Genomic DNA, 25,325 nt, shown 5'->3' with positions numbered 1-25,325 from the left:
GGTCCGCCATCCTTGTTTTTTTGTGTGCAGGGGAAACTAGGCTATCTTTTGGTGTTTACCCCGGCGATACCGCCTGCAGCTCCCACCAAAAAAGCGGCCGCGGCAAACAGGACCACGCTCCAATCCAGCCCCTTGTCAAAGCTCAAAAACCCGATAATCAGCACAATGATGCTGTATAACAGCCCCAGAAGCCCGCCGTGATACCAGCCCTTTACCCCGGAGCGGCGGCCGCTGGCAAAGCTTCCGACCAATACGGAGAGGCCGTGGATGATCCACGCATAAACGGGAAGGGCGTCCTCTCCCTGATCGCCTGCCGTCACCGCCACTGACGCGGCCAACGCGCCGATGGCCATCACCACAAAGGCAAACAGCAATCCCCGCAGCATGGGAGAGCCGGAGCCCACTTGTCCCACTTGCTTGAAATTCATTTTCCATTCCTCCTTAAGGGCTTTCGTCAGAAAGCCGGCATCGTAAGCCTAAGCTTAGGGCTTTCGTCAGAAAGCCGGTATCGTAAGCCCAAGCTTGTAAACCTCTCTTTGTTTCATTCTATTGAACAAGCAGGCCAAATAGTACAAGTATGGGGCAGACGGCTTGGGTACCGCCTTTCGTTGGCAATAATTGAGGGCTTCCCGCCGTGTATGAGGGATTTTGGGAAGAGTCAAACTACCATTTATCACGGAACATGTCAGGGGGGCAGACCATGGAGATTATGCCGCTTTTTTGGCGGACGGTGCTGGTGTATATCATCGTTTTTCTCACCATGCGGTTGATGGGAAAACGGGAAATCGGCAAATTGTCCATCTTTGATCTGGTCATTTCCATCATCATCGCAGAAATTGCCGTATTCATTATCGATGATTTGAGCAAACCCGTGATTCATGGGCTGGTTCCCATCGCCACCCTGGTCCTGATTCAGATCGGCACGGCCAAGCTTTCCCTGCACAGCCAAAAGGCAAGGGAGATGCTGGACGGCTCTCCCAGCTACCTCATTAAGAACGGTAAGCTGGACCGGACGGAAATGAAGAAGCAGCGGTACAATCTGGACGACCTGATCGTCCAGCTGCGGCAGAACCGGATTATGAATGTGGCCGATGTGGAATTTGCCATTCTGGAAACCTCCGGCAAGCTGACCGTCGTGGAAAAGCCCCAGGAGAAGCGCCAGGAGGAAGCTCCCCCGGACCCCCTTGATACCATCCGCTATGAAGGGCTGCCTCTGCCCCTGATTATGGACGGCAAGGTCCAGGACCAGAATTTATCCCAGCTGGGCAAAACCCGCTTTTGGCTGAAGAGCAAGCTTCAGGAGCGGGGGGTCAAGGACTTCAAGGAGGTATTTTTCTGCTCTGTGGATCATAAGGGCGTGCTGTTTCTGGATAAGAAGCGGTAAAATTCGGCCGTTATTTTTTTTTGAGAAAGGGAAGTCTGCCAAAATCGCTTTTGTCCACCAGCTTCAGCATAATGGCGGCGGCAAGATAGACAACGAATCCGGCGGATGCCGCCAGGAAAAACCGGAGCAGGCCGGAGGAGATGAACCCCATCCGGTCAATCGCCCAGCAGGTAAGTCCCATCAGTGCCATGGCCGCCCCTGTCCGGACGAATTCCGCCGATTTCATGGAGAAGCGGAGCATTCTGGAGACGCTGCGGTAATGCATCAGGGTAACGAGAACGGTATTGAGATTGATGGCCATCACTGCGCCGAGAATGCCCATGCGCGGATTGGAGGCCAGGAGCAGAATCAGCGCCAGCTTGACCACCGTGCCTGCGGTTGTGTTGACCAGCGCCGTCCCCGGTCTGTCCAATGCCTGAAGGGCAGCCTGCAGAGGGGCCTGAAAATAGATGAACAGAGCGATGGGGGCCATCATTTTGAGCATGATGCTGATTTCCCCTTGGCCATAGAGAAATTGGCAGAGCGGGCCCGCCAGAATAAACATCATGACCGCAAAGGGCGCTCCCGTAACCAAGGCCAGCCGCAGGGATTGATGCAGCCGCATGTGGATGGTCCGCATGTCCCCTCTGGCGGCAGCCTCGGACAAGGAGGGGACCAGGGAGACGGAGAGGGAAAAGGTCAACGCGCTGGGCAAAAGCAGAATCGGCATGACCATACCCTGCAGAGCCCCGTATTGGGCAGTGGCTGCGGCGGTGGCAATGCCCGCTCTGGCCAGGGATTGGGCGGTAAGGATGGACTCGAACAGGTAGGAGGCGGAGCCCACAAGCTTGCTGGCGGTAACCGGCACGGCGATTCTGACCAATTGCTTCAGAGCGGCGATCCCGCCCATGTGCTGGTGATTTTTGCCGATGACGGCTTTTTCGTAGAGCAGGTAGTCCTTCCGGGTCCAGGCATACATCAGCAGCATCACCACCATCCCGCCCAATTCCCCCGCCAGCACCCCCAGCATGGCTCCCGCTGCGGCATATTCCAGCCCGTAGGGCAGCAGCAGCCAGGACAGAAGCAGCATGCCCGCGATCCGCACCAGGGTTTCAAAGGTTTGGGACAGGGCGGTGGGAATCATATTCCGCCTTCCCTGAAAGTAGCCCCTGTATACGGCCGAAACGGACACGACCAGAATGATGGGGCTCATCACCTGAAAGGTGGAAAACACCCTTTTGTCCGTCAGCAGGTGCGAAGTGATCCAATCGGCGCCGAGGTAGCAGAACCCCGTAAACAGAATGCCCAGGCCGATGGACAGGACCAGGGACACCTTCATCACCTTGCGGACTTTTCCCTCGTTGCCGGCGGACTCGGCCTCCGCCACCAGCTTGGCCACCGCCAGAGGAATCCCTCCGGTAATAACCGTCATCATCATGAGCATAAAAGGGTAGCCCAGCTGGTACAGGCCCACCCCCTCCGCTCCGATAATCCGGGGCAGCAGAATCCGCGGCACAAAGCCCAGGAGACGGTTCAGGATGCCTGCCGCCACCAGAATCAGGGTGCCGCCTATGAAGGATTGTTTGGTGATCCGTTTAGTGGTTGTCCGCTTTTTCGACATGCGATCCCTCTTCCCGTTACAGGTTTCTCTTACATGGATATGCAGCCCGTCCCGGAGCTGATGCTTAATTTATGAAAATCCCATGGACAGGCAGGAAATCGGCAGTTTGCGGCGAAATCCTTTCCAGAAGAAAACTTAGAGCCAATTTACTTGAATCCGCGAAGGGCAGGTGCTTAGCCGTTGGGGGATGAAGGACGGGAAGTGGAGCAGGGACTTGATCCGCAAGAAGCGAAACTGAACGCGATGATCGAGGAGCTGTGCATCAGCAAAGCGAAGGAATTCCGGCTTATTGGCTACGAATATGTGACGGGGGAGGATATTTGGGATTGTGTCAGCGAGAAGTACAAGAAGAACGGCAATCCTGCCCTGCATAAAGTGGTAAACGACATCTTATCCCTTAAGTCCACCCAATTCATGAACTGGATGACGCTGAGTGTATACAAGGGGCCGCCCCGTTAGCGGCTCTTTTTGCTGCTGGAAAGAGCAGCCCGTGCGGGGTGGACGGCAGCGGCTCGGGAGCGAATTTCCGTAAATTGACTCGAAGTTTGCAGGTGGTTATAATGGGACTATTGGAGTGAAGAAGGAAGGGGAAAGCATCTCATGAAAGCCAAAAGGTTAGTTGTTTTTTGCGCCATCGTGGTCATTTGTTTGACCATGACGGCAATTTTCAGCCCAAATGTCATCAAGGGGCTGCGGCTTGGCTTGGATTTGAAGGGCGGATTTGAAATTCTGTATGTGGCCACCCCCGTGGAAGAGGGCGGCAAGGTAACCAAGGCGGCCTTGATTGAAACGGCGCGCAATCTGCAGAAGCGGATCGATGCCCAGGGTATCGCAGAGCCGGACATCACTACAGAAGGCAGTGACCGGATTCGCGTGAAGCTTGCGGGGGTAACGGATGAGGCCAAGGTGCGGGAGACGCTGAAGAAGCCCGCCAACCTGACTTTCCGCGCGCCGGACGGCACTGTGATGCTGAACGGAAGCGATTTCGTGGCAGGCGGCGCCAAGGTGGAATTCGACCAGGCTCATCAGCCGTATGTCGCCATCAAGCTCAAGGATGCGGCCAAGTTCGGCGAGGTTACCGGCAAGCTGGTGGGACAAACCCTCTCCATCTACCTGGATGAAGAAATGAAGTCCAGCCCTACGGTCAATCAGGTGATCAACTCCGACACCGCCTCCATTACGGGCCGTTACAGCTATGACGAAGCCAAGGAAATGGTGGATATCATCAACCTGGGCTCCCTGCCGTTGAACCTGACGGAGAAATATACCCAGAGCGTGGGCGCTACCCTGGGCCAGCAGTCGCTGCACCAGACAGTGGAAGCGGGCTTGATCGGCGCCGTACTGATTCTGGCGTTTATGATCTTCTTCTACCGGATGCCCGGTATTGTCGCCTCCATTACTCTGATTACCTACATGTTCATCGTTCTGGTTATTTTCAACTGGATGAACGCAACCCTGACCCTGCCCGGCATTGCGGCTTTGATCCTGGGTCTCGGGATGGCGGTGGACGCCAACATTATCACGTATGAACGGATTAAAGAGGAAATCCGCACAGGCAAGAGCATGTTGTCCGCTCTGAAGGCGGGAGCCAAGCACTCCTTCCGCACCATTCTGGACGCCAACGTGACCAACATCATTTCCTGTGCCGTACTGTATTACATCGGGAATGGGGCCATCCGCGGCTTTGCCCTGACGCTGATCATCAGTATCCTTGTGAGCATGCTGACCAACGTATTTCTCTCCCGGATTCTGATCGAGCTTCTGGTCAAGGCGAACATTTTCAAAAAGCCCGCATATTACGGTGTAAAGGAGTCGGAAATCCGTGCACTCTAAAATCCATTACGATTTTATCAAGAACCGCAACCTGTTTTTCATCGGCTCCATTCTGATCACCCTGGTAGGTCTGGTGATGCTGGTCATTGCCACCGTTTCCCCCAAGGTAGACTTTCTCCATTACGGCGTTGACTTCAAAGCCGGCACCACCATCGACCTGACCATCGGGAAAAGCGTGGAAAAGGCGGAGGTGGAGAAGCTGTTCGAGGACGCGGGCTACAAGCCCAGCGTGCTGACCATCGGCGGCAATAATGACCGGGTTTCCGCCCGTTTTGATGAAACCTTAAACGACGACTCCGTCAAGCAGGTAACGGGAGCGTTCACTCAAACCTACGGCGACCAGGTCTCCACCGAGGTTAGCGCCGTGAGCCCGGATATGGCCACAGAAATGGGCAGAAAGGCTATCATGGCCGTGGCCATAGCAAGCTTGTGCATCTGCTTGTACGTGACCATCCGCTTTGAATGGCGGTTTGCCGTTGCGGCGATTATTACCATTCTGTACGATGCTTTCTTCGTGCTTTCAATCTTCTCCATCTTCCGGTTTGAGGTGGATCTTCCCTTTGTGGCGGCGGTGCTGACCACCATCGGTTATTCCATCAACGACAAGATCGTTATTCTGGACCGGATTCGGGAGAATATGCGTTTTGCCAAGGTCAAAACCGAGCAGGATCTGGCCGATGTGGTCAACCACAGCATCTGGCAAACCATGGGCCGCTCCATCAACACGGTTGTGACCGTATTGTTCGCGGCAGTGAGCCTGTTCATTTTCGGCAGCGAAGCCATCAAGCTTTTCGCTCTGGCCAAAATCTTCGGTCTGGTAAGCGGCGTCTATTCGTCCATCTGCCTGGCTACGCCTCTTTGGTATCTGCTGCGCAAGCGGAAGATCGGCCCTTCCCAGAAGCCTGTTTTGACAACCAACCCATAATCGCATTGCCCGCTTTGCAGGCCTGAACAAGAACAACCGGACGGATGATCCACGTAGACGGCGGGGACGAACAAGGAAGAAGCGTCTTCGCCATACAGTGGGTCTTTCTTTCGTAAGACAGATGTGTTCGGGATAGGTACTACAGGATAAGGAGTGGCGGAATGTCGGAAACACGATTTGGAAAAGCGCAGATGGCTGCGTGGATGGGCATCATCGGGAATTTGACATTAGCCGCCGTCAAGGGAACCATCGGGTTTATCGCCGGCAGTAAGGCGCTTATGGCGGATGCCGTAAGCTCCGCCTCGGATGTTGCAGGCTCGCTGGCCGTATTGGTGGGGCTAAAGGCCTCCAGACGGCCCGCAGATGCGGATCACCCTTATGGCCATGGCAAGGCGGAGCCCATCGCCGCCATTGTGGTGTCGGTGCTGATGATTGTCATTGGCTTTGAAATCGGCAAGTCGTCGCTGGAGGCGCTGAAGAGCGGGGTGCAGCAAGCCCCCGAATGGATCGCGCTGGTTGCGCTGGCCATTTCCATTCTGGTGAAGGAAGCGTTGTTCCGTTATAATTATTCTCTTGGCAAAAAGCTCTCCAGCCAAGCGCTGCTGGCCGGAGCTTGGGACCACCGGACGGATGTGTTTGCGTCCCTGGCCGCCGGAGTGGGAGTGCTGGGCGCCATGGCGGGAGATTTGTTCAATCAGCCCAAGCTGTATATGCTGGACCCGCTGGCAGGCATATTCGTCTCTATATTGGTGCTGCGCACCGGCTACAAGATGATCCGGGAATCGGTCCATAACACCATGGACCATGTTCTTCACGAAGAGGACGCTGCGGAGCTGGTCCAAGCGGTTCAGCGGATTCATGGCGTGATTACCGTTGATGGCTTGCGGGCCAGAGAGCATGGCCATTATGTCATTGTGGACGTAAAAATTAGTGTGAATCCGAAAATTACGGTTGCGGAAGGCCATGAGATTGCCAAGCTGGCCAAGCAGCATCTTATGAAACGGTTTATTCATGTATCGGATGTGCTGGTTCATGTCAATCCTTATGATCCGGGTTATCCCTACAAAAACAATGTTGATCCCGAGCAGGATGAAATGCCTACGCTCCTGCATTGACGTGTTGAGGCGAGGTGAGCCATGCTGGAAGCAAAAGCAAGATGGATAATATCTGAAGCAATGGAGGATGAGGCGGAGGAAACGGCCGGGAAGCTGGCCGCGGAGCTTTCGCTTCATCCTCTTGTGGCCCGGCTTTTGGCCGTGCGCGGCCTGAAGCGGGCGGAAGACGCCAAGCGTTTCCTGTATGGAGGCGCGGAGCTTTTCCATGATCCCTTTTTGCTCAAAGGAATGGCGGAAGCGGTGGAGCGCATCCGCCATTCCCTGCGGGAGGGCGAGAAAATCCGCATTTACGGGGATTACGATGCCGACGGGATCAGCAGCACCGCGTTAATGATTTTTCTGATGAAACGGCTGGGAGCCTGTTATGATACATATATTCCCCATCGGATTCATGAGGGCTACGGACTGAACCGGGAGGCGCTGGATCAGGCCGCGGCGGCGGGAGTTAAGCTGATTGTCACCGTGGACACGGGCATCAGCGCCAAGGAAGAGATTGCCTATGCAGCGGAGCTGGGGATGGATGTGGTGGTAACCGACCACCATGAGCCGCCTCCGGAGCTGCCGGATATGGCGGTGGCCTTGGTTAACCCGAAGCAGCCGGGCTGCCCGTACCCCTGCAAGGAGCTGGCGGGTGTGGGGGTGGCCCTTAAGCTGGCCCACGCTCTGCTGGGCGAACTGCCCCGGGAGTGGCTGGAGATTGCGGCCATCGGTACGGTGGCGGACCTGATGCCGCTTACGGATGAGAACCGGCTGATCGTCAAGCTGGGTCTGGAGCAAATGCGGCACACCTCCAATATGGGGCTGAGAGCGCTCCTGGATGTGGCCGGCGTAGAGCGCGGGGCGGTGAATGAGGGGCATATCGGCTTCTCCCTGGCTCCCCGGATCAATGCCAGCGGCCGGATGCAGCATGCCAATCTGGCTGTGCGGCTGCTCACCACGGAAAGCGAGCAGGAGGCGGAGCATCTGGCCTTCGATCTGGACGCGCTGAACAAGGAGCGCCAAAAAATTGTCGAGGACATGATGAAGGAGGCGCTGGCTCTTCTGGACGGGCGCGATCTGGACAGCCAGCGGGTAATTATTGCCGCCAAGGAAGGCTGGAACGTGGGGGTGGCCGGCATAGTTGCGTCCAAGCTTCTGGAGCGCTTCTACCGTCCGGTCATCGTGTTCGCGGTGGATGACAAAACCGGGCTGGCCAAAGGCTCCGCCCGCTCCATCGCCGGCTTCGACATCCATCATGCCTTGACGGAAGCAAGCGATTTGCTGGATCATTTCGGAGGCCACCAGGCCGCGGCGGGGTTAACCCTGCGGGCGGAGCTGTTGCCGGAGCTGGAGAGCCGTCTGTCCCGGCTGGCATTGGAGGAGCTGCGGCAGGAGGATCTGACGCCGATTATCCAGGCGGACCTGGCCTGCTCCCTCTCCGAAACCACCCTGCCCTGCATTGAGCAGCTGAGCGTTTTGGCCCCCTTCGGCAACGGCAACCCTTCGCCCCGGTTCGTGTTCAACAAGCTGCGCATCGCCGGCAAACGGACTATGGGCAAGGACCGCCAGCACCTGAAGCTGACGCTGGAGGAAACGGCGGCTGCTTCGGCCTCCTGCAGCATGGAGGCGGTCAGCTTCAATTGCGGCCAGGCCGCGGAGCGGCTGGCTACGGCCTCCTGTCTGGACCTGGTTGGGGAGCTGTCGGTGAATGTCTGGAACGGCTCCCGCAAGCCGCAAATTCTGATTCACGATATGCGGGTCAGCGAGCCCCAGGTATTCGACTGGCGGGGAACCGCTGCCCGCAAGGGGATGCGGCTGCCAGAGCTGCCGCAGGGCAGCGGCATTCTGATCTTCCATCGGAGCGGGGCGGAAGCTCTGCCGCAGGAGTGGCGGGAGCTTCCCCTGTGGCTGGTTGAGGAAGGAATGGAGGAGGACCCCCGTCCCATGAACCGTACGGCGCTCCTGACGGATTTCCGGGAGCTGCGGGACGCGGTGCTGTATACGCTGCCTTCCACCAGGGAGTCCCTGGATAAGACGGTGGCATTGATGGGCAAGCTGCGAAGAGTGTATGCCGTCTTCGCCGATGCCCTTCGGCTGGATGGAGTCCGGACGCCGGGCCGGGAAGTGTTTAAGCATTTCTATGCGCTGCTTCTGCGGGAAAAGGAGCTGGATTCCGGCGATGCCCGGGTATGGCCGGCCTTGAAAAAACGGTTTGGCCTGGAGGAGCCGGTTTCCCGGATGATCCTGGAGATTTTTGTGGAGCTGGGTTTTGTCAAGAGGGAAGGCGCGCGGTATTGCGCGGCGGAGGCCGTCCAGAAGCGGGATCTGGCCCAGTCGGCGCTGTATCGGCGGATGATGAACCGCGACCGTATGGAGCAATTATATATTTACTCCACAGCCGCCGAGCTTCGGGAGTTAATCTTGGAGGCCCGCTCCGGCGGTGGTGAAGCATCCACTTTAGAAAGCAAACGGAGGATGAACCGATGAACTTTAAAGACTATATCCGGGTGATCCCGGATTTTCCCCAGCCGGGCATCAGCTTCAAGGATATCACCACTCTGCTGCAGGACGGGGCGGCCTACAAGGCCTCCATCGACGCGTTGAAGGAATTGGTCAAGGAAAAGCAAATTGACCTGATTGCCGGACCCGAAGCCAGAGGCTTTGTAGTGGGAACGCCGCTGGCCTACTCTCTGGGGGTTGGCTTCGTGCCCATCCGCAAAAGCGGCAAGCTGCCTGCCGCCACCATTGAGGAGGACTATGCTCTGGAGTATGGCAAGGATAAGCTGGCTATGCATGCGGATGCTATCCTTCCCGGCCAGAAGGTGCTGATTGCCGACGATCTGCTGGCTACCGGCGGAACTATCTCCACCTCCGTGAATCTGGTCCGCAAGCTGGGCGGGGAGATTGTAGGGGCAGCGTTCCTGATTGAGCTGGAGGAGTTGAACGGCCGCGACAAGCTGGAGGGCATCGACGTATTCAGCCTGATGAAATATTAAGAAGCTGGAATAGTGGGAAAAAGGGGGGCAGCCGGATTCGGCTGTCTCTTTTTACAACATATCGGAAAGGCGGCTCGATTTCTTGACAAACGCAGGTTGTCAAAGGATGCCGATAGGCGTTTATCCTCGTCACAGTTAGGCGGACAGAGAATCCGTTATTTTCCGAATGTGATCCGTTTTCAGATTTACACGGACAGACGTTCCGCTATTTTGCTCCAGAAGGCATTGAATCCCCCGCTTTTTCAGATTTAACGAATCGTGAGTCCGCGGGGGAGAAGAAAAGGCGGATTTTAGCGAAATAACGGAACCACAGTCCGTCAAACTCAAACTCAAATGATGGTACCGGCTTTAGGGCAGGAGATGGACCGGGGAAGAGGGAGTGTCTGAAAATCCAAAAGAAAAAACCCGGGGAGTCCCGGGTTTGATATATAAATCCTTAAAATGCGTATTGGCGGAACAGCTCGGCGGTTACATTCTCGTCAGATGCCTCTACCTGAAAGCCTTGTTCGCTCCAGCAGGCATGGCTGGCTTCCTCTGTTTCGCAGGAGTGGGCGCCTTCACAGGTATAGCAGAAGTGGAGCAGGCTCTGAGTGGTTTTGGTTTCGGGTTGTTGCATAACAGCCACATCCTCTCGTATTGGTTATGTGAGTAGCTTACCACAAGAAGAGGCTATATATTGTGATTAATTTCACAATTTATTAGAATTATTATTAGCAAATAAAACCAGCCCGGCTCTGTTTCCAGAACCGGGCTGTTAAAATGGATTTGTATGGAGGAACTATTCGTTTAACAGGTTCAGCTTTTCCAGGACCTTGAAGAACAGGCTCAATATAATGGCTACAACGGTAGCCAAAGCCATCCCCTTCATGCTGAAGTTGCCGAAGGTTACACTGGCGCCGCTGATGCCGATTACCAGCACAATGGTGGTCAGGATGATATTGATCGCTTTGGAGTAATCCACCTTGGATTCCACCAGCATCCGGACACCTGAAGAGGCGATGATGCCGAACAGCAGCAGGGACACACCGCCCATAACCGGGTTGGGGATGGATTGGATCAGCGCGGCCAGCTTGCCGCAGAAGGAGAGGATGATGGCGAAAATAGCCGCCCCGCCGATTACCCAGATGGAGTATACCTTGGTCAGTGCCATAACGCCGATATTTTCCCCGTAGGTAGTGTTGGGCGTAGAGCCGATAAATCCGGACAGGACAGTGGAAATGCCGTTGCCGAACAGGGAGCGGTCCAGGCCCGGGTCCTTGGCCAGGTCCTTGCCGACAATGTTGCTGGTGACAATCAAGTGCCCGATGTGCTCGGCCACAACCACGAGGGCAGCCGGGGCAATAACGGCGATAGCGCTCCAGCTCCATTTGGGAGTGTAGTGCTTAGGCAGTTCAAACCAGCCCGCTTCCCTCACAGCCGTAAAGTCGATCATGTCGTAACCCAGCCATGCTACGAGATATCCCACGATAATGCCGATGAGGATAGGGATCATCTTGAAGAATCCGCGGAACATGACATTGCCGATGACGGTAACGCCCAAAGTGATGATGGCTACTGTAATGGCTGCCGTATCGAAGGGAGCATCCGCTGCCTTAAGAAACCCTGCCTGACCGGCGGCCACAGGCACCAGCTCCAACCCGATAACTGCAACGATAGCACCCATAGCGGCAGGAGGGAAGACTACGTCAATCCAGCCGGTTCCGGCAAGCCTGATGATCCAGGCAACCAGACAGAAGATTAACCCCACTACTATAAAGCCGCCCAGCGCATATTGGTAACCTTCGTCACCTGCATACTTGCCCAGCACAACAAAAACGGGCGATAAAAACGCGAAGCTGGAGCCCAGATATGCGGGGATTTTACCGCGGCAAATGAAGATGTACAGGAGGGTACCAATACCGTTCATTAACAGGATAATGGCAGGACTGACATGGAAGTAAATAGGGACCAGCACCGTTGAGCCGAACATGGCGAACAAATGCTGGATACTTAAGGGAATGCTTTCCGCGAGCGACGGGCGCTCGTCAACCTGGATAACACGCTGCACGTTCAAATTCCTCCTGATTTCATGATAAATTGACAATTCGACAAATCCTTCGATTTTTCTCCAACGAACATATTAACAGAAATAAGCTGTATTGGATATGCCTTTCTTGCGCGATGTCAGGTATTTTTCATCCATTGGAGAATTTATTGCCGTTACCGCGCGAAAGTGCAGTAAAGAACGTTCAGATTGGCGAATAAAAGCTGCATCTGGGGATAGACGCGGGGCATGTGTGGTGGTGCAGATGTCCATTGCTGCGGTGTGTGCAGCTTCCGTTGAGGACAGCGGAGAACAGGCCCGTCAGCGGTTGCGGAGGACAGAATGTTTGATGGTTGCGGACTGAGGGGCCGTTATTTTCCCCAAATGGCTCTTTTCTCGACTTTCACGGACAGACGATCCGCTATCTCGCTACAAAAGCATGGAATCTCCCCGGTTTTTCGCGGTTAACGGATTCTGTGTCCGCTCCGGAGAAAAAGAGGCGAATTTTTGCGAAATAACGGAACCAAGGTCCGCCAAATGAGCCACATAACGCGGGAAGCTCCCCGGGAGACCAAAAGCCACATAATGCGGGAGACTCCCGGGAGGCAAACTAGCCGCATGACGCGGGAGGCTGCAGAGGATGCCAGGTGGGAACCCGCGGAAGCAGGCGGAGCTGCCCGGTTAGGCTTGCTAACAAACCGGCGGCGTCAAAGAATGCCGGCAGCCGTTTATCCTCGCAGGTTCCGGGAAAAGCTTGCCGGTATGTGGGATATGCGCAAACCTCCGTCCCATAAGCAGCCGAGCCTATAAAGCGCTACGATTAATGATAATTTTACAAAATGCATCAGGTTTATGTCAGGTATTCTTGACGGGCGGCAGGTTTCAAGGGCATAATGAATTAAATCGACATTAAAGGAAAGGATCTCTCGCGAATGAGCATCGAGCAGCTCCTGGAGAAAGCCTCTGCATACATGAAGGAAAGCGACCTCAAGCGAATCAGGGAAGCTTATGAATTTGCCGAGCGTGCCCATTCCGGGCAGCTGCGCAAATCGGGAGAGCCTTATATCCTTCATCCCCTTGCGGTAGCGGATATTCTGATCGGCATGAATATGGACACCACCTCGATTATCGCCGCCCTTCTGCATGATGTGGTGGAGGACACAACCGTGTCCTTGGATGTGGTGGAGCAGCAGTTCGGCCATACCTGCGCCATGCTGGTGGACGGTCTGACCAAGCTTGAGCGGATTAAGTTCAAAACCAAGGAAGAGCAGCAGAATGAGAATTACCGCAAGATGTTTGTGGCCATGGCCCAGGACATCCGGGTGATTCTGATTAAGCTTGCCGACCGCCTTCATAATATGAGGACCCTGAAATTCCAGTCGGAGGAGAGCCAGCGCCGGATCGCCGATGAAACGCTGGAGATTTTCTGCCCCATTGCCCACCGTCTCGGTATTTCCGCCATCAAGTGGGAAATGGAGGATATCGCCCTCCGCTACCTGAATCCCCAGCAATATTACCGGATTGTCAATCTGATGCAGAAGAAGCGGGCGGAGCGGGAGCAATACATCGCCGATGTTATCCAGAGGATCAATGAGAAGGTCAGCGAGATGGGGATCGACAGCGATATTTCCGGACGCCCCAAGCATATCTACAGCATCTACAACAAGATGACCGTCAAAAACAAGCAGTTCAGCGAAATTTACGATTTGCTTGCCATCCGCGTCATCGTCGACAATATCAAGGACTGTTATGCCGTTCTCGGCATTATCCATACCTTGTACAAGCCCATGCCCGGCCGGTTCAAGGATTATATCGCCATGCCCAAGGCCAACATGTACCAGTCTCTCCATACAACCGTGATCGGGCCCAACGGCGAACCGCTGGAGGTGCAGATCCGCACCTGGGAAATGCACAAAACGGCGGAATTCGGCATTGCGGCCCACTGGGCCTACAAGGAAAACGGCTCCCAGCCTGTTACTGCAAGCTTCGGGACCGGCAACAAAATGAACATGTTCTCCGATATTCTGGAGCTCCAGCAGGAGGCCAGAGACGCTTCGGAGTTTATGGAATCCCTGAAGGTGGATTTTTTCTCCGACCTGGTGTTTGTTTTCACCCCCAAGGGGGAGGTTATTGAGCTGCCGGCAGGATCGGTGCCCCTGGATTTTGCCTACCGGATTCATACGGAGGTGGGTAATCGGACCATCGGGGCCAAGGTCAACGGGCGGATTGTGCCTTTGGATCACCGGCTGAAGACGGGGGACATTGTAGAGATTCTCACCTCCAAGCATTCCTACGGGCCCAGCCAGGACTGGCTGAAGCTGGCCCAATCCTCCCATACCAAGAGCAAGATCAAGCAGTTCTTCAAAAAAGAGAAGCGGGAAGAAAATGTGGAGAAGGGCCGGGACGCCATCGAGCGGGAAATCCGCCGCATCGGCTTCGAGCCTTCCCAGGTGATGGCGGACGACAAGATGCTGGAGGTTGCCGCCAAGTTCAACTTCCATGACATTGACGATATGCTCTCCGCAGTCGGCTTTGGCGGCATTACCGCCTCGCAGATCTGCACCCGCCTAACGGAGAAGCTGCGCCGGGAGAAGGAGCAGGAGGAAACCCAGCGCCAGCTGGAGGAAGCGGCCAAGGAGATCAAAACCGCCCCTCCGGAGAAAAAGGGACGCCCCACCCACGGGGTCCGGGTCATCGGGGTGGACAATGTGCTGGTCCGGTTTGCCCGCTGCTGCAACCCTGTGCCGGGAGACAGCATCATCGGCTATATTACCCGGGGCAGAGGCGTTTCCGTACACCGCACCGACTGCGCCAATATTCCTGCCGGGGACGGTGAGGAGGGCAATCGGGTCATTGAGGTGGAATGGGTGGATTCGGTGGAGGCCAATTACAGCGTGGATATCGAGATCACCGGCCATGACCGCCGCGGCTTGCTGAATGAGGTTTTGCAGGTGGTATCCGAAAGCAAAACCATTATTTCCGCAGTGTCGGGGCGTTCGGACAAAAACAAGATGGCGCTGATTCAGATGACCATTCTGATCCGCAACATCGACCATTTGCAGTCGGTGGTGGATAAAATCAAGCGGCTGAAGGATGTCTATTCCGTTCAGCGCATTATGCAGTCGTAATAGTTCCCGCTAAAAACATTTCATTTCGTAGAAAAAGGCTGTCCGGTTGGAACGGTGGTGCGCCGTTTTGAGCCGGGCGGCTTTTCAGTTGAAAGGGAGAGAGTGCTGTGAGAATTGTGGTGCAAAGATGCAAGGAAGCGTCGGTAACCGTGGAGGGCAAGGTCACGGGGGCCATTGGACCGGGGCTCGCGCTTCTGGTGGGGATCACCCATGAGGATATCGAGGAGGATGCCCGGTTTGCGGCGGAGAAAATCGCCAATCTGCGGATTTTTGAGGATGACGGCGGGAAAATGAATCTGTCCGTGCTGGAAACGGGGGGAGCCATTCTGTCCGTCTCCCAATTTACCCTGTACGGGGATTGCCGGAAGGGGAGGCGCCCCAACTTTATGGCGGCGGCCCGGCCGGAGCAGGCGGAGCCGCTGTACGAACGGTTCAATGCGCTTCTGCGGGAGCAGGGCCTCCAGGTGGAAACAGGCATCTTCGGGGCGATGATGGATGTGAGCCTCATCAATGACGGACCGGTGACGCTGATCGTGGAAACCCGGTAGGGCCAAAGCAGTCGACTGCCTACCGGGCACCGGTGAAGAGGCCGCCAAGAATGAAGGTTGGGCTTTCTGGCAAAACTGTGAATGAAGGCATCCATCTTGAAAGCCAGAGGACCGACATCCATGAGACAATCCATGAAAGCAGCCGCCATTCTGGGCATGCAGGCGGAAGCCTCTTTTGGGCCCAGTGAAGCAGCCTCCCTGATGCTGGCGGCGGGCAGGCAGGAAGAGCCGGTGGCAGGGTCCGGCGGACCGCGGCAGCAGCCGTGGCTGAAGCCGGGGAGATAACCGTTAGGTTAAGAGAAGCAGGCAGCGTTTCCCGCGGCAGGGAGGCGCTGCCTGCTTTTGTTGCTTGTATATACGATTGCCTGTTGGGTGCATTTTCTTCCCCCCTGACAATGTGGTACACTAAAAAGGTTGGGGAATTTTGCGTAAAAAACGTACCGGAAAGGGGAACTGTGCCGGATGAGAATATCCCTGATTCGTACGGGATTTGATGATTTTCAGAATGAAATCTACCATATTTGCAAGCTGTTTTTTGAGGCTGTGGAGTGGGTGGAGGAAGGCGGGGAGGCTGCGGAGCTGACTATCCGGGCCGCGCTCACGCACTCCCAGGAAACCGACGGCGCGTCCATCCATGACGCCGCCAGCATCACCGCGTCGGTGTCCATCCATGATGCCGCCGGGACGATGCTCTGCCGCCAGCAGGATGTCCGTTCCCTTCCCGGAACGGGCACGGAAGCGTCCCGCCGGGAATGCAAACGCGCCTTGGGCAGGGCCCTGCTGAAATGTCTGCAGACGGCCACCGGCATGGAGCAGCCTTGGGGGATTCTGACAGGGGTGCGGCCCATGAAGCTGATGCATAATCTGATGATGCAGGAATCCATGGAGACCTGCAGGCAGGTGCTGCGGGAGGATTATCTGCTCTCCCCGGAGAAGGTGCGGCTGCTGTCGGAGATTGGCGAACGGCAGCTTCGGGTGATTCCCGATCTGTTCCGGATGGACCGCCAGGTCAGCCTGTATATCGGGATTCCCTTTTGTCCCACCAAATGCGCTTATTGCACCTTTCCCGCTTATGATATCCGCGGCAATAACGGCTCCGTACAGGCCTTCCTCAAGGGGCTGCAATACGAAATCCGCCAGGTGGGAGGCTGGCTTGCCGGAGCAGGCATGTCGGTGACCACTGTATATTGGGGAGGAGGCACTCCCACCAGCATCGAGGCGGAGGAGATGGATGAGCTGTTCCAGGTGCTCCATGAAGCTGTGCCGGGTATGGCCGGGATCAGGGAGCTGACGGTGGAGGCAGGGCGTCCGGACACGATCACTCCGGAGAAAATCGCCGTGATGAAGCGCTGGAAGGTGGACCGGATCAGCATCAATCCGCAAAGCTTCACCCAATCCACCCTGGATACCATCGGCAGGCATCATACCGTCAAGGAGACGGTAGAAAAATTCCTGCTGTGCCGGGAGCTGGGAATGAACAATATCAATATGGACCTTATATTGGGCCTGCCGGGCGAGAGCTTAAGGGAGCTGGAAATTTCCCTGGAGCAGCTGGAGCGGCTGATGCCGGAATCGCTGACGGTGCATACCCTGTCCTTCAAACGGGCGTCCCGGCTGACCCAGAACCGGGAGCGCTACGAGGTGGCGGAGCGGGATGAAATCCAGGCGATGATGGCGCGGACGGTGGAATGGACCGCTGCCCGCGGCTACAACCCGTATTACATGTACCGGCAGAAAAATATCCTGGGCAACCAGGAGAACGTGGGCTACTCCCTTGAGGGCTACGAAAGCCTGTACAATATTCTGATGATGGAGGAGCGCCAGACCATCATCGGGCTGGGCTGCGGCGCCGTCAGCAAGGTGATGGGGCCGGATGGGACGGTGGAGCGTTTTCCCAATCCCAAGGAGCCGTCCGTTTACAACAGCGCATACCAAGATTATACCAAGCGCAAGCTGGACCTTCTGGATTCGGTGCTGGGCATCGCGCCCAAGGGCTGACGGAAGGGGATTAGATTTCCGGGGGTTCCCCGGTTAAAGGAGGAGAAGCATTGTTCCGCAATAAGTGGTTTATTCTCGCTATGACGTTTGTGCTTTTGTTCGCCATCGGCGGGCCGTATCTCGTGTGGAAGGAGAAGTACGGAGGGGGTCTGCATAATAAAACGGCGGAGGCCCAGGAGCTGGAGACGGTCAAAACCGTCAAAACACCGGCTGAGATGTATGACGTGATTGTGGTGGGCACCGATCCCGAAGGGGTAGCAGGCGCTGTCGCCGCTTCCCGGCACGGGCTGAAAACCTTGCTGGTGGACGGCCGCAACCGGGAAATATTGGGCGGTCTGATGACCCTGGGCTGGTTGAACTCCCTGGACAACAACTATGACGAGGATACCTACGATTGGCTGTCCCCCAAACCCAATGTGCTGAACAAGGGGATTTTTCAGGAATTCTATAACGGGATCGAAGGGACCTCCTTCGATGTGACCACGGCGGCAAATGTATTCAACCGGCTGGTGGCCAAGGAGAAGCATATCGATGTCCTTCTGAAAACCCAATCCATCGCCCCTGTGCTGGCAGAGGGCAAGGATGGCGCGAAGCTGGTGACCGGTTTAGACATTACTTTGGAAAATGGGGAAAAACGGACGGTTCAAGCCAAGGCGGTGCTTGACGCCACCCAGGACGCGGATGTGGCGTATGCAGCCGGCGCGCCCTTCAGCCGGGGCCGGGAGGATCTGAATGATCCCGACTCGCTGATGGCGGTGACAGTAGTATTCCGTCTGAAAAACGCCGACGAAAGCTTCTGGAAAGAGGTCCGCAAGTATCTGGAGAACGACGGCAACGACGGAACCCATGCGGATACATACTCCGCCGCAGGCTACGGCGACATCAAGGACTACAAGGCGCAGAACCCCACCCGGGCCAAAATGCGCGGCCTTAACATCGGCCGCAACAATGACAACACCATTTTGATCAACTCTCTGCAATTATTCGGGGTCGATCCCTTTAATCCGGCTTCCGTCAAGGAGGCGTATGCCATTGCCGAGCAGGAGCTGCCCCATGTGCTCCAGTTCATCAAGGAGAAGCATCCGGAATTCGTCAAGCTGGAGCTGGACGGCATGGCGCCGGAGCTGTACGTGCGGGAAACCCGGCATCTCTACGGGGAGTACCGGCTGACCGCCATTGATCTTCTGGAGAACCGGGATCAATGGGACCGGATCGCCTTCGGCTCCTATCCCGTGGATATCCAAAGCACGAATCCCCAGGATTTCGGCGCAGTATCCATGGAGCCCTACAAGTATGCCGTGCCGTTCCGCAGCATTGTGCCGCAGAAGGTGGACGGGCTTCTCGTAGTCGGCCGTTCGGCCAGCTATGACACCATTCCCCACGGCAGCGCCCGGGTCATTCCTCTGGGAATGGCAGTGGCGGAATCGGCGGGGGCGGCGGCCAAGGTGGCTATCGACCACAACATCACCTTCCGCGAGCTGTCCAAGTCCAAGGAGCGGGTGGCGGAAATGCAGGACCTGGCGGTCAAGAAGGGACTGGCGCTTGCTCCTTACACTCCGCCGAAGCAGCCTTACCAGGACCACAAGGCCTATCCCGGCCTGAAGGCTGCGGTCTATACGGGGCTGGTGAACGGGTCCTACGGCAACGCCAATTTTAAGCCTGAAGAGCTGGACAAACCCAGCAATCCGCAGCGGTTTGTGAACCATTTTGCCACCCTCAAAAAGCGCTATCCCCAATCCTTCAAAGGGGAAGCCTCCAACGCCATTGCAGGTATGGCCGCCGATAAGGCCAAGTCTGATCCGCTTACGCTGCAGCAGGCGGCCTACACCATTGCCCGTTCGGCAGGGCTTATGCTGAAGCCGGAGCAGGCGGAGGCGGAGCTGCTGGCCAAACGGCTGGTCAAGGAGGAGACCCTGAAGCTGATTGCCGATAAGGAGAAGCTGAGCAACGGGGAAGCCTATTTGCTGGTGAAGGATGCTTTGGAAAGCCTTGTGAATCTGCGTTTCTAAAAACATCCCCCGAAGGAAAATGCGCAGTACACAGCCTTTTTGTAAAACAAAAAAAGCCATTCTTGCGAGGGGGAACACCTCAAAAGGATGGCTTTTTGTGTGCTGCATTCGTGTTTTGCGGCGGCGCGGCGGAAGATTGGACCTTAGGCTTCTTCTTCCGGTTCAGCCTCTTCGGTCAGCTCGTCCAGCTCCGCTTCAGCATCATCTTCCACTTCGCCCAGCACCTCTTCCTCGTCTGAGAAGAGCTCCTCCAGCGTTTCCACTTCCTGCACCTCGTCGACAATTTCGTCGACAATTTCGTCGACAATTTCGTCGACGATTTCCTCGGCAGCCTCGTCGACAGCGATTTCTGCTTCCACAGTCTCATCCAGAGCTTCGATTGATTGATTTTCCTCCGCCATGTTTGTTCCCTCCGTTTTATCGTTTCACAAGGTTTTTTCCCTTGTGATTCCATGTATATGTCTGTCCGCACAACATAGACTAGCCTGTTCAAAAAAAAATTAAAGCGCTTTATATAAAGCGTTTCATAATTTGTAATATATTTGTAATCGACCTTTAATGTTTCTTTAACAAGCCTCAGGTACACTTAATTTCGACCCCCTTTTTAAAATATATTTTTTCTTAAACCTACACTTTGCGGTAGGTTTCTTCTTTTTTTGGGCTAGTTATGGGGGATGAGCTTTTGGCGATGTCCGGGAAGCCGGATGAAGAACTTTGATTTTGCCTTACGGAAATGAGCGGCTCTTACACCCCCAATTTGCACGTTTCCCAAAAATAACGGAACAGAGATGCCGTTAATGGTTGAAAACGAGGCATAAACGAGCATACACGGCGCTTTTTCCCTGTTAGCGGCTCCTTAGTTCCGTTACAAATCGAAACTCGGCAAATCTGCCGATTAAGGTACGTTTTGTTCCGTTAGCGGCACCATCCAGCATACATAGCTTGGGAACCAGTTCGGGACTAACTGGGGACCAAATCGGGATGAACTCGGGACAGACCCTACTCGGGACACACTCGGGACAGATACCGCTTGACTTTATCCGACAGCTTGTTTACAATTTGAACTAATATTCATCCCATGATTCGTTGAAGGGACAAAGTACTTCACCCCCGCATCTTCAGAGAGGAAGCCTTGGCTGGAAGCTTCCGTTGCAGGAGGAAGGAAAGACCTCCCCGAGAACAAGCCGTGAACCCGGGGGCGCAAGCAGGCGCCGGACGTGCAGTAACGGATTTGCGTAAGGCGGTCGTTACCCGCCGTTAAAGTGCGGAACCCATCTGCCATGGCTTTAAGCCGCGGCATGTTCCGAAAAGCGGGTGGTACCGCGGGAAATTGTTAACCCAATCTCTCGTCCCAGGCATAAGGCCGGGGATGGGGGATTTTTTATTATTTTTTGACGGTAAAAAGAAAGGCAGGTCGACGGACGTTGAGTATTCAAAGACCCAAGGGGACCCAGGATTTTCTGCCGGGAACTGTGGAGGTATGGCAATTTATCGAGAAAACGGCCAGGGATGTTTGCCGCAGATTCCACTACAAGGAGATCCGGACGCCGATTTTTGAGCATACGGAGCTGTTCGCCCGGGGGGTAGGGGAAACCACGGATATTGTGGAGAAGGAAATGTACACTTTCCTGGATAAGGGCAACCGGTCCATCTCCCTGCGGCCGGAGGGAACCGCCGGTGTGGTGCGGGCCTACGTGGAAAACAAGCTGTACGGCGAGCCCGATGTGTGCAAGCTGTACTATACCGGACCCATGTTCCGCTATGAGCAGCCGCAGGCCGGACGCTTCCGCCAGTTCCACCAGTTTGGGGTGGAAGCCTTCGGGGCAACGGACCCCTCCATCGATGCCGAGGTTATCGCCTTGGGATTGACCATCTATGAGGAGCTGGGGATAAAAGGGGTGCGGGTGGAAATCAACTCCGTGGGCAATGCGGAAAGTCGCAGCGCATACCGCGAGGCGCTTCTCGGCTTCCTCACGCCCAAACGGCATCTCCTCTGCCGGGACTGCCAGTCCCGGATGGACCGGAACCCGCTGCGGGTGCTGGATTGCAAGGTGGACCAGGCTCATTTTGTCGGTGTGCCGGAGCTGATCGATTATCTGGATGAGGAATGCCTCTCCCACTTTGAAGCGGTAAAAAGCCATTTGACGGCCATGGGCATTCCCTTCTCCATCAATCCCCGGCTGGTGCGGGGGCTGGATTATTACACCCTGACCGCCTTCGAGTACAAGGCGGAGGGCATCGGAGCCATCGATACCATCGGCGGCGGCGGGCGCTACAACGGCCTGGTGGGCCAGATCGGCGGCCAAGACCAGCCGGGCATTGGCTTTGGCATCGGCCTGGAGCGGACCGCTTTGGTGCTGGGCGCTCAAGGGGTGGAGATTCCCAGGGAGGATCAGCTGGCGGTTTATCTCATCGGGATGGGGGACGCGGCGGAGGCGAAGACCACTGCTCTCCTGTATCAGCTGCGCCGGGCGGGGATCGCCTGCGAGAAGGATTATCTGAACCGCAAGATGAAGGCCAGAATGAAGTCGGCTGACCGGGTTCAGGCCCGTTTTGTAGCCATTCTCGGCGATGATGAGCTGGCTCTTGATGAGATTACGGTAAAGCGGATGGAAACCGGCGAGCAGGAGCGGGTTCCTCTGGCTGAATTGGCGGATTGGATCAAAGGTCACTAACTATTTTCCACATACACGGAGGTTAAGAAATATGTCTATGTTAAGAACCCATCAATGCGGCCTGCTTACCAAAGCCGACATCGGAACAAAAGTAACCCTGAACGGCTGGGTCCAGCGCCGCCGGGACTTGGGCGGAGTGCTGTTTATTGATCTGCGGGACCGCAGCGGGATCATCCAGGCGGTCTTCAATCCGGATTTCTCCGGAGAAGCGCTGGCCATTGCCGACCGGGCGCGGAATGAATATGTGCTGGCGGTAAGCGGCGCTGTGGTGGAACGCAGCGAGGATACCAAAAACCCCAACCTGGAAACCGGGGAGATTGAGGTCCGGGTTACGGAAATCGAGATTATGAATACGGCCAAAACCCCTCCCTTTTTCATCGAGGACGGTGTGGAAGTGGATGAGCAGGTGCGCCTGAAGTACCGCTACCTGGACCTGCGCCGCCCGGAGATGCAGCGTTCTTTGTACCTGCGCTCCAAAGCGGCCAAGGTATTCCGGGATTATCTGGACGAAAACGGCTTTGTGGAAGTGGAAACGCCCATTCTGACCAAAAGCTCCCCGGAGGGCGCGCGGGACTATCTGGTGCCGAGCCGGGTCCATCCGGGCGAATTCTTCGCCCTGCCCCAATCGCCGCAGCTGTATAAGCAGCTTCTGATGGTCGGCGGCGTGGAGCGTTATTACCAAATCGCCCGCTGCTTCCGCGACGAAGATCTGCGCGCGGACCGTCAGCCGGAGTTTACTCAGGTGGACATTGAGACCTCCTTCCTCTCCCGGGACCAGCTCCTGGACATGATGGAGGAGCTGTGTGTGAAGCTGTTCAAAACTACCCTGAACATGGATATTCCGCGTCCCTTCCAACGGCTGACCTATGCCGACGCCATGGGCAAATACGGCTCCGACAAGCCGGACCTTCGGTTTGGCCTGGAGCTGCGGGATGTCTCCGACATTGTGGCGTCAAGCGGCGTGAAGGTGTTCGCATCTGTGGTTGCTGGAGGCGGTATCGTCAAGGCGCTGAACGCCAAGGGCTGCGCCACCTGGAGCCGCAAGGAGCTGGATGATCTGGCGCCCTTCGCCTCCCGCTACGGCGGCAAGGGTCTGGCCTGGATTCAGATCAAGGACGGCGAGTGGAAAGGCCCCATTGTCAAGTTCTTCAACGAAGCGGAAATTGCTGCGCTGACTGAGCGGCTGGACGCTCAAGAGGGAGACGTGCTGATTTTCTCCGCGGACAAGGCCAAGGTGGTCAACGATGTTCTTGGCAACCTGCGTCTGAAGGTGGGCAAGGAGCTGGGGCTTATCAACGAAAACGAGTACAAATTCGCTTGGGTTATCGACTTCCCGCTGCTCGGCTATGATGAGGAAGCCAAGCGTTATGTGGCGGAGCATCATCCGTTTACCCGTCCCCATGACGAGGACCTGCACTACTTCGACACTGATCCGGGCAAAATCCGCGCCCAAGCCTATGACCTGGTGCTGAACGGCTACGAGGTGGGCGGCGGCTCCATGCGGATTTACAAGCGGGATGTGCAGGAGAAGATGTTTGACGCCCTGGGCTTTACCCCGGAGCTGGCCAGAGAGAAATTCGGCTACCTGCTGGACGCCTTCGAATACGGCACACCGCCCCACGGCGGCATGGCCTATGGCTTCGACCGGCTGGTAATGCTTATCGCCAAGCAGTCCAATTTGCGCGAGGTGATCGCCTTCCCGAAAACGGCCAGTGCCACCTGCCTCATGATGAACGCGCCGAGCCCTGTAGATGACGAGCAACTTGAGGAGCTGTCCATCAAGCTGGCGGTGAAGGAGCCCGCGGCCAAGTAATATAGACTTCAGATCCGTTGCGCTCCGCGAAGAGCGCGTGGATTGAAATAAATGGAGGATTTACCCGATGCTGAATCAATTTTCCCGGACGGAGCTTGCCGTTGGGCCGGAGGGGCTGGATATCTTAAGGAACAGCACAGTGGCTGTGCTGGGGATCGGCGGAGTAGGCTCCATTGCCGCTGAGGCTTTGGCCCGTTCCGGCGTTGGCCGGATCATCATGATCGACAAGGATGTTGTGGACATTACCAACATCAACCGGCAAATTCACGCTCTTCTGTCCACTGTCGGCAAACCCAAGGCGGAGCTGATGAAAGACCGGATTGCCGATATCAATCCGGAATGCGACGCCATTGCATTGAGGATGTTTTATACGGAAGAAACCTATGAGGAGCTGTTCAAATACCCGCTGGACTATGTGCTGGACGCCTCGGATACGGTCAGCTACAAAATTCACCTGATCAAGGAATGTCTGAAGCGCAAAATTCCGATTATCTCCAGCATGGGGGCAGCCAATAAAATGGACCCTTCCCGGTTCCAGGTGGCGGACATCTCCAAAACGACCGTTGACCCGATTGCCCGGGTTATCCGCCAAAAGCTGCGCAAGGACGGCATCCATAAGGGGGTAAAGGTGGTATTCTCCACGGAGGAGCCGCTTTTGCCGCGGGAGGATGTCACCCAGAAGATTGTCCCGGAGAATGCTCCGGAAATCCGCAAGGCGCAGAATCCGCCTGCCAGCAATGCGTTTGTGCCTCCGGTGGCGGGCCTGATTATGGTCGGCGCCGCCGTGAAGGATCTGTTGAAGAAGAAGGGCGGCAACTAAGCTGCCCGAATGCAAATCACCCTCACTCTGCCATGGGCGGAGGGGGTGATTTGTTTTTTTACATGCTTATCCGGCTGCTATAAGCTGCTATAAGCTGCCTATTGACTGCCTGTGTATTTTGGAGTAAAATGCACCCATATCTGATCAACCTGGAAAAAGGGTAAGTAGACATGAGGAAACGGACCTCAGAGAGCCGGTGGCTGCTGCGAACCGGTGTCCGGCCTATGCTCGAATGGCCTTTGGAGTTGCTTTGCCGAATCGCCTGTGCCGGCGTAGTAGGGGGAGCCGGGTTTCCCGCCGTTATCACGGGAGCAGTATCGGGCAAGCTTCGCAAGCGGAGTATGTTGTCCCCGTACTGTCAGCGGACCTTTTACGCCTCGCAGGAGGATAAGGAAGGTTATTTAAGGTGGCCAACGACAAGCTTCGTCCTTAGAGGACGGGGCTTTTTTTATTTCATTGGGAAACTGGTTTGGGTGTTA

20 protein-coding genes are annotated in these 25,325 nt (G+C 55.9%); 15 read left to right on the top strand and 5 right to left on the bottom strand.

Features of this window, described 5'->3' with window-relative positions:
- Positions 1-41: 41 nt before the first annotated feature.
- Complete coding sequence (locus tag DQG13_RS26460) at positions 42-428, bottom strand: TIGR04086 family membrane protein (protein ID WP_113023186.1); 387 nt, start codon at positions 426-428, stop codon at positions 42-44.
- 272 nt (positions 429-700) lie between these two features.
- On the opposite strand from DQG13_RS26460, the gene DQG13_RS26455 reads away from it, so the two are divergent.
- Complete coding sequence (locus tag DQG13_RS26455) at positions 701-1,384, top strand: DUF421 domain-containing protein (protein ID WP_113023185.1); 684 nt, start codon at positions 701-703, stop codon at positions 1,382-1,384.
- A gap of 10 nt (positions 1,385-1,394) precedes the next feature.
- On the opposite strand, the gene spoVB is transcribed toward DQG13_RS26455, so the two are convergent.
- The gene (gene spoVB, locus DQG13_RS26450; RefSeq protein ID WP_397334022.1) at positions 1,395-2,984 is read right to left on the bottom strand and encodes a stage V sporulation protein B; all 1,590 of its coding nucleotides are present in this window, start codon (positions 2,982-2,984) and stop codon (positions 1,395-1,397) included.
- 243 nt (positions 2,985-3,227) lie between these two features.
- Between spoVB and DQG13_RS26445 the strand changes: the two genes are divergently transcribed.
- The 6 genes from DQG13_RS26445 (at position 3,228) to DQG13_RS26420 (ending at position 9,832) form a co-directional block, all read left to right on the top strand.
- Positions 3,228-3,443 (top strand): post-transcriptional regulator, encoded by a 216-nt coding sequence (locus DQG13_RS26445; RefSeq protein ID WP_113023198.1) that lies wholly within the window; start codon positions 3,228-3,230, stop codon positions 3,441-3,443.
- Positions 3,444-3,584: 141 nt separating this feature from the next.
- Positions 3,585-4,817 carry a protein translocase subunit SecD gene (secD, locus tag DQG13_RS26440; RefSeq protein WP_113023184.1) on the top strand — a complete coding sequence of 411 codons (1,233 nt, stop codon included), beginning with the start codon at positions 3,585-3,587 and terminating at the stop codon, positions 4,815-4,817.
- Positions 4,807-5,742: a protein translocase subunit SecF gene (secF, locus tag DQG13_RS26435; RefSeq protein ID WP_113023183.1), complete on the top strand. Its 936-nt coding sequence runs from the start codon at positions 4,807-4,809 to the stop codon at positions 5,740-5,742. The genes secD and secF overlap by 11 nt, the downstream gene beginning before the upstream one ends.
- 161 nt (positions 5,743-5,903) lie before the next feature.
- The gene (locus DQG13_RS26430) at positions 5,904-6,857 is read left to right on the top strand and encodes a cation diffusion facilitator family transporter (protein WP_113023182.1); all 954 of its coding nucleotides are present in this window, start codon (positions 5,904-5,906) and stop codon (positions 6,855-6,857) included.
- Positions 6,858-6,878: 21 nt separating this feature from the next.
- Positions 6,879-9,323, top strand: coding sequence for a single-stranded-DNA-specific exonuclease RecJ (recJ, locus tag DQG13_RS26425; protein WP_113023181.1), 2,445 nt, complete (start codon positions 6,879-6,881; stop codon positions 9,321-9,323).
- Positions 9,320-9,832 (top strand): adenine phosphoribosyltransferase, encoded by a 513-nt coding sequence (locus DQG13_RS26420; protein ID WP_113023180.1) that lies wholly within the window; start codon positions 9,320-9,322, stop codon positions 9,830-9,832. The genes recJ and DQG13_RS26420 overlap by 4 nt, the downstream gene beginning before the upstream one ends.
- A gap of 436 nt (positions 9,833-10,268) precedes the next feature.
- Here the strand turns inward: DQG13_RS26420 and DQG13_RS26415 are convergent, their stop codons facing one another.
- The gene (locus DQG13_RS26415) at positions 10,269-10,448 is read right to left on the bottom strand and encodes a hypothetical protein (RefSeq protein WP_113023179.1); all 180 of its coding nucleotides are present in this window, start codon (positions 10,446-10,448) and stop codon (positions 10,269-10,271) included.
- Positions 10,449-10,610: 162 nt separating this feature from the next.
- The gene (gene uraA / locus DQG13_RS26410) at positions 10,611-11,879 is read right to left on the bottom strand and encodes a uracil permease (RefSeq protein WP_113023178.1); all 1,269 of its coding nucleotides are present in this window, start codon (positions 11,877-11,879) and stop codon (positions 10,611-10,613) included.
- Between the two features lie 908 nt (positions 11,880-12,787).
- On the opposite strand from uraA, the gene DQG13_RS26400 reads away from it, so the two are divergent.
- From DQG13_RS26400 to DQG13_RS26385, 5 genes are all read left to right on the top strand, one after another.
- Complete coding sequence (locus DQG13_RS26400; RefSeq protein WP_113023176.1) at positions 12,788-14,983, top strand: RelA/SpoT family protein; 2,196 nt, start codon at positions 12,788-12,790, stop codon at positions 14,981-14,983.
- A 107-nt stretch (positions 14,984-15,090) separates the two neighbouring features.
- Positions 15,091-15,531 (top strand): D-aminoacyl-tRNA deacylase, encoded by a 441-nt coding sequence (gene dtd, locus DQG13_RS26395; protein WP_113023175.1) that lies wholly within the window; start codon positions 15,091-15,093, stop codon positions 15,529-15,531.
- A 120-nt stretch (positions 15,532-15,651) separates the two neighbouring features.
- Positions 15,652-15,816 carry a hypothetical protein gene (locus tag DQG13_RS31020; RefSeq protein WP_181593010.1) on the top strand — a complete coding sequence of 55 codons (165 nt, stop codon included), beginning with the start codon at positions 15,652-15,654 and terminating at the stop codon, positions 15,814-15,816.
- A gap of 177 nt (positions 15,817-15,993) precedes the next feature.
- Complete coding sequence (locus tag DQG13_RS26390; RefSeq protein WP_113023174.1) at positions 15,994-17,529, top strand: coproporphyrinogen III oxidase; 1,536 nt, start codon at positions 15,994-15,996, stop codon at positions 17,527-17,529.
- Positions 17,530-17,579: 50 nt separating this feature from the next.
- On the top strand, positions 17,580-19,538 hold the full coding sequence (locus tag DQG13_RS26385) for an FAD-dependent oxidoreductase (protein ID WP_113023173.1): 1,959 nt from the start codon (positions 17,580-17,582) through the stop codon (positions 19,536-19,538).
- Positions 19,539-19,681: 143 nt separating this feature from the next.
- On the opposite strand, the gene DQG13_RS26380 is transcribed toward DQG13_RS26385, so the two are convergent.
- Positions 19,682-19,939 carry a hypothetical protein gene (locus tag DQG13_RS26380; protein WP_113023172.1) on the bottom strand — a complete coding sequence of 86 codons (258 nt, stop codon included), beginning with the start codon at positions 19,937-19,939 and terminating at the stop codon, positions 19,682-19,684.
- 1,023 nt (positions 19,940-20,962) lie between these two features.
- Between DQG13_RS26380 and hisS the strand changes: the two genes are divergently transcribed.
- The 3 genes from hisS (at position 20,963) to DQG13_RS26365 (ending at position 24,846) form a co-directional block, all read left to right on the top strand.
- On the top strand, positions 20,963-22,213 hold the full coding sequence (hisS, locus tag DQG13_RS26375; protein WP_113023171.1) for a histidine--tRNA ligase: 1,251 nt from the start codon (positions 20,963-20,965) through the stop codon (positions 22,211-22,213).
- A 37-nt stretch (positions 22,214-22,250) separates the two neighbouring features.
- Positions 22,251-24,026, top strand: a complete 1,776-nt coding sequence (gene aspS, locus DQG13_RS26370; RefSeq protein WP_113023197.1) for an aspartate--tRNA ligase — start codon at positions 22,251-22,253, stop codon at positions 24,024-24,026.
- Positions 24,027-24,093: 67 nt separating this feature from the next.
- On the top strand, positions 24,094-24,846 hold the full coding sequence (locus DQG13_RS26365) for a tRNA threonylcarbamoyladenosine dehydratase (protein ID WP_113023170.1): 753 nt from the start codon (positions 24,094-24,096) through the stop codon (positions 24,844-24,846).
- Positions 24,847-25,325 lie beyond the last annotated feature (479 nt).

Source organism: Paenibacillus sp. YN15, from assembly GCF_003285005.1.
Classification (GTDB): Bacteria; Bacillota; Bacilli; order Paenibacillales; family NBRC-103111; genus Paenibacillus_AR.
This window is presented reverse-complemented; position numbering and strand designations above follow the sequence as displayed.